This is a genomic window from Ancylobacter sp. VNQ12, from assembly GCF_049445835.1.
Lineage (GTDB): Bacteria > Pseudomonadota > Alphaproteobacteria > Rhizobiales > Xanthobacteraceae > Ancylobacter.
In genome coordinates this window covers 1-4,473 of the sequence record NZ_JBMSDU010000050.1, presented here as the reverse complement: position 1 = coordinate 4,473, position 4,473 = coordinate 1, and the positions used below count along the sequence as shown (strand labels likewise).

General features: G+C 55.3%; 4 protein-coding genes. All 4 read left to right on the top strand.

The window, feature by feature from the left end; genetic code table 11:
• Nucleotides 1-114, top strand: a 114-nt coding sequence (locus ACO2RV_RS24900; protein WP_423296770.1) for a transposase domain-containing protein, incomplete at its 5' end; no start/stop codon positions are given.
• Between the two features lie 410 nt (nt 115-524).
• The gene (locus ACO2RV_RS24895; protein WP_423296887.1) at nt 525-983 is read left to right on the top strand and encodes a hypothetical protein; all 459 of its coding nucleotides are present in this window, start codon (nt 525-527) and stop codon (nt 981-983) included.
• The gene (locus tag ACO2RV_RS24890; protein WP_423296886.1) at nt 970-2,964 is read left to right on the top strand and encodes a hypothetical protein; all 1,995 of its coding nucleotides are present in this window, start codon (nt 970-972) and stop codon (nt 2,962-2,964) included. The genes ACO2RV_RS24895 and ACO2RV_RS24890 overlap by 14 nt, the downstream gene beginning before the upstream one ends.
• Nucleotides 2,965-3,343: 379 nt before the next feature.
• The gene (locus tag ACO2RV_RS24885; RefSeq protein WP_423296885.1) at nt 3,344-4,129 is read left to right on the top strand and encodes a hypothetical protein; all 786 of its coding nucleotides are present in this window, start codon (nt 3,344-3,346) and stop codon (nt 4,127-4,129) included.
• Nucleotides 4,130-4,473: the final 344 nt, after the last annotated feature.

The window sequence follows — 4,473 nt, the reverse complement described above, 5'->3', positions numbered from 1 at the left end:
GCCTACCTCACGGACATCATCACCCGCATCGTCGAGGGCCACCCCAACAGCCGCATCGATGAGCTCATGCCATGGGCCTATCCCGCCAAGCCCACCCTCAGTAGCGTGGCCTGAGGACGACGCTTACTAATGAAGGGCGGTAGGAGCCCTCCGATTCACGACCGTTTTCTTGTGATAGATGGCGATGTCTGGCTTTCCGGCAATTCGCTGAATGCAATTGGGGAGAGGGCCAGTATGATTTTGAAATTACCGCATTCCGCGGACGTCTTGGACAGGTTAGAGCAAGCGTTTGATGACGCAGCACGCCTTCTTCTGGGCGGAGAGGGCGAATGACTACGATTGGGCCGCCTCGAGTATTTCAGGAACGGCCGCGCCCACTTGATCCACCCAGCCTCGTCCCGGCACTAGCGTGGCCATCCCTCGATGACAATTACTCCAGAGCAGACCTACCTCGATTTCCAGAGGCACATGAGGAGCGTTATCGGTTTGACTGCGGTGAATTTGGCGCACGGTCTGTCCAGTTCATGGATGCCGTGAGTCAAGCCGCAGATCGCATATGGCTCGTTGATCCATTCCTACTTAAGGTCAATGATGAGGTTCAAGCGACATTCTCCATGGTATTTAAAGACGCCCTTATTCGGACGCGCGCGCAGAATATTCGCCTTCTAACTGAAGGAAAGATCGGGCATACCGATCAAATCGCACAACTGAAGAACCTAGAACGCTATCGCCAAGAGCACGACAACCCATCATTCAAGATCGACATTACGATCATACGCGACAGCAAGAGCTTCGTTCGTCTGCCACACGATCGCTTTGCTATCATCGATGATGAGCTGTGGCATTGGGGTGCGAATGTTGGAGGCACGCACCACCTTGTGAATGCATATAGTCGAGGCTGGTCAGCACGTCGGACGCAAGCGGACCGTTATTTCGATCGGCTATGGAAATATGCAGGGAGCATAAACCGTGAAATGGCCTGAGGAGGCCCAGGAGCAAGAAGCTCGTCGAGATCGTTACTATAGAGAGTTTGGCGCGTCAGTCGCTGAATATCTAGAAAAAGCGTGGCGCCCTAAGGCATCTGCGATCGTAAAGAGGCGAATTGAGGAAGCCATATCCAACAATAGCGAACGCGCTGAGCGAGCCACCTCATATAGAGAGGATGTCATCCATTGGCTTCAAAGCGCAAGCGGCTTACACAAGGCGGCTGAGGAGCTTTCTGCTGACGAAGACACAGACGGCGTATCTTTGCGTGGGGCGCTCTTAGTCGAGGCGGCGTTAGCCATATTCTGTATCCGCCCTAGCGTCGCGCGATGGAAACTTGTCGGCAATATCGTTGACAACGACCCGGTTGCAATTCGAGTACTCATTTATCTTATACGGCGGCGCGTCGAGCAACGCCCTAATTTGCGGCACTCTATACGCCGGATTGCAAGTACACTCGTCAGAGACTATGTCGCCAATCCCGCTGGCTCGCGCGGACAGCGAGATAGGATTGTGATGCACGAAGCCCAACAACGTTGGCAAGCGAACCCTGAGTTAAATGAAATATGGTTTGGCCTTCGTACGATCCAAAATGTATTTCCATTCCGAAGCGATTGGTTTATCTTTGACGTATTGATCGAGATCGATACGGAATTCGCTGCTCAATTATTGGAGGAGTACCGAGCGCCTTACCAACCAACCATGATTTTAGATCGGAGCCTCCACGATCCGGGTCGAAGATTCTCGACTTGGGAGCGCCTTATGCAATATGCACTTCCTGCTTTCGATGTAGAGGGAGCATGGAACGGACGACTTCTGCTGCCGATGCTCCTATATGTCGTGCAGGATAATCTCCGAAGAGGCCTACCTAGGCCAGCGACAAGGCTGGGCGACTCTGACCCCGAACAGGAATTGTGGCAACTGTCTCGCGCCGTTGCGTCCGCCATTTGGCGGCGTGAAGATGGAGCTGCTTGCGCTCTTCGCTGGGGTGGCTGGCTGTTTCGCTCAGTGATGTCGTCAGTCGACGGAGAGCGGATACCATTCCCTGCCGACCTCACCAGTCGCGGCCGATCGGACTGGCGAGTCATCGAGGCGCTCATAGAGCCAGAGGCTACTGAAACTTGGACCAAGTTGAACCCTAAAGATGTTCCTGCTGACAGCGAACTGTGCATTGAAGCAATGCGAATTCTCGCTGCACAAAAGCATAAGCGGCGAGGTCCAGAATATGGTTTAATTCTTGAGTCGCTGCCCTCAGAACCAGAACAGTTCCTTGATGACCAGCTTGGTCAGCGCATGCGCGAATTACCGTCCCTCTTCGTTATCTGGGGCAAGAGACCAGACGCTTTCGGAAACCGCGTCATCGCGCATGCACTCTTGGCACCTACTCCCGCAAGCACATTCCACAAACTATGGAAGAAAACACAGACTCTTCGGGAGATGACTGAACATCTATATGCATACCGAAACGAGGATTTCGGCCATGATGATCGCGCACGCCGCGCTTCTGATACGATACGGTTTGTAATATCTCTTGGTATTAACCTGCTCGACCTTCTGCAGAATCCAGATCTACAAATTGATATTGAGAGCAGAAGGAACGAAACGCTCTCAATCCTCCAGACCCTTCACGACGCAACTCGTGAAATGCTCGCGATCGATCCAATCGGTAGAGCCTCTACCGAGAATCTTCATGATCACCTCTGCGTTCGCCGCATGGTTTACGAGGAGACCCACGGCGCGGGAGGAACACTTCGTGATACAGACGAACCGACCTCGGGAGCTCTGCTCGCCAACCGCGTCGAAACGACTCGCGCTTTCTTTGGTTGCCTATCAATGCTTATCGCAAATGGTATATCCAGAGATCGAATATCGAAATCACTTGCAACGATTGATGTCGACTTAGAGAGCTTTATAGCAAGAGCACAGTCCCTTAATGCTATAGAAGACAAGCGAGCCATCGATCTCAGGAACTTCGACTAGCTTGGCGCATTCGTTAGTGCGTGCCGCCAATACGCTAAAATCTCCGGCTTTGGCATCGCTGCGTTGAAGGCGTACCGCTTTGCCCCCAAGAACACCGTTGCATTGACAGTGACCGGCGAACGCGAGACATAGAGTGCGGAGCCGTACGTGCGGCTCTGGGGCGTGGAAACCCCTGAGGTTGTCGGTCAGATGCCCACCGGAAGGGTGTCGAACTCCTTGACCCTATGGTCGGGGAGCCTGTGACGTATGTCCAGGTTCTCCGAACTAAAGGTCACAGGGATCGAGCAACCTCGGTTTTCCAACTCCCCGATCACCAAAGGATCAAGGGGCAAATCGCGGGGACGTACCGCGACTAGGCCCTTCTCTACGGGGCTAGCTGATGGAAACCATCCTCATTCTCGGGCTACTGGCCTTCTGCGGGTACAAGCTGCTGAAGTTCAACACGGCAGCGGGCAAGGAGGCGGTACGAGCATACGGCTACCTCGAAATCCTGCGGAAAGGAGGATCGGTCGAGGACGCCAACGCCATCACCGATAAATTCCTCAGTGATATGTCGTCTGAGATTGCCGGGGCCGCCATCACGATGGCCAAGTTCGAATATGAGCAGATGCACAAGGGCAAGAAGCTACCCCTGATCGGCTACGCTTATCGGCAGGGCCTGAGACCGGCCATGCCCAGTTGGTACACGTCCTTCGTGCGCAAGGTGCCGGAAACCCTCGCCATTGAAGTCGGCTATCGGCTGCCTGTGCTCGCCCCTGTTGACCGGGAGACAATGAGCGCCGGTGCGGACAGCGATGTAGGGTTCAGGGCTTTCTACGAGACGTTCGCGAACGAGGTGCAGCGCATCTGGGGCGAGTTGCCGGGTGGTATCCGTCTCATGGACCTAGTGGAAGACGAACCCCTCCGCCGGGCGCACAGAGATGGCATCGATCCGCTCGTGCTGGCCGTCCAGCAGTGCGAACGCATGGGAAAAGTCGAACGGTTTCCGAGCTACCAGAGCTACGAGGCAGCGTTCCGCAATGAACTGAAGCGCCTGTGTGCCGATGCCAATGCGGCTGCCAGCCTGATGGCGAAGATCGATGCAGTGTGGCTCAAAGACAAGTTTACGAGCGGCATGCACCCCCGCCTCGTCGCGGTCGCCTGTTGTGATGCGGTGGCAGCGTAGCTCGACATTATCGAGATGCGGATCGTTGCCGCTGTCCGCGCGGGCCTTTGCGGGGCCATGCTGATCGGCTGCTTTTCGGCGGATACCGGGACGCCATCGTATTCCCGATGCGGACGGGAAACGCGGAGAAACTGCGTCATAGACGGCGATACTCTGCGGGTGCAGGGCATCACCATTCGGGTTGCCGATATTGATACCCCAGAAGTCAGCCGCCCTCTGTGTTTCGGCATGCAAGTTTGCCCCCCTGAGGCGAGGGATCGGCGTCCAACTTTGACCCCCCTTGAGCCGGTTTCGGTGAGACTGCCCGTTTTGGTTTCAGACGGGCGGGCGGGGGATGAAGGGCG

Excerpts from the sequence above, each read along its gene's own strand:
- ACO2RV_RS24895 (WP_423296887.1), top strand. The coding sequence starts at position 525 with ATGGATGCCGTGAGTCAAGCCGCAGATCGCATATGGCTCGTTGATCCA.
- ACO2RV_RS24885 (WP_423296885.1), top strand. The coding sequence starts at position 3,344 with ATGGAAACCATCCTCATTCTCGGGCTACTGGCCTTCTGCGGGTACAAG.